This is a genomic window from Flavobacterium maritimum (assembly GCF_040049085.1).
GTDB lineage: Bacteria > Bacteroidota > Bacteroidia > Flavobacteriales > Flavobacteriaceae > Flavobacterium > Flavobacterium maritimum.
Map to the genome: position 1 here is coordinate 1 of NZ_JBDLZY010000060.1, position 501 is coordinate 501.

Annotated in this window: 1 protein-coding gene; it reads right to left on the reverse strand. The window is 30.5% G+C overall.

Going from position 1 to position 501, the window contains the following annotated elements; translation table 11 throughout:
* Window positions 1-175 precede the first annotated feature (175 nt).
* Window positions 176-501 (reverse strand): restriction endonuclease (locus ABEB23_RS18305; RefSeq protein ID WP_348814157.1); only part of this gene is annotated, 326 nt, incomplete at its 5' end.

Genomic DNA, 501 nt, shown 5'->3' on the forward strand with positions numbered 1-501 from the left:
ATACTTATAAGGGTCTGCAAACCTTTTTTTAAAGAATAAATATCCCCATGCAAAAAATCTCTATATAAAGAACGTCCTTGTGCATTTCACTCTAATGCGAAAATAGGTTTAGTTTAATTATTTTCCTAATAATTCAATTGTTACCATAAAAAAAACCCTCTGTTGAGGGCTTATCTTAATTTCTTTTATATGGATTCTTTTCTATTATCGCACTTCGGATTTTTGAACGTAAATAGTCTGGATAATCAATCTCTAACTCAAGAATCCTAACAAATTCTTCTAAATCAAACATTACAAATGTATTATTAACAAGTGATTCTTTTGCTGCCGAGATTGCTGATGGAGTATATCCCGATTCCGAGATAAAAATTCCGCGAGCATTAGCTCGATAATTAATCCTGCCTAAATGCTGATAAACATCACTGTTACTAATCGGATCCTTTTTCCATTTCATTTCAACAAAATAAATTTGGTGATCTATTTCTATAATACCATCTATTT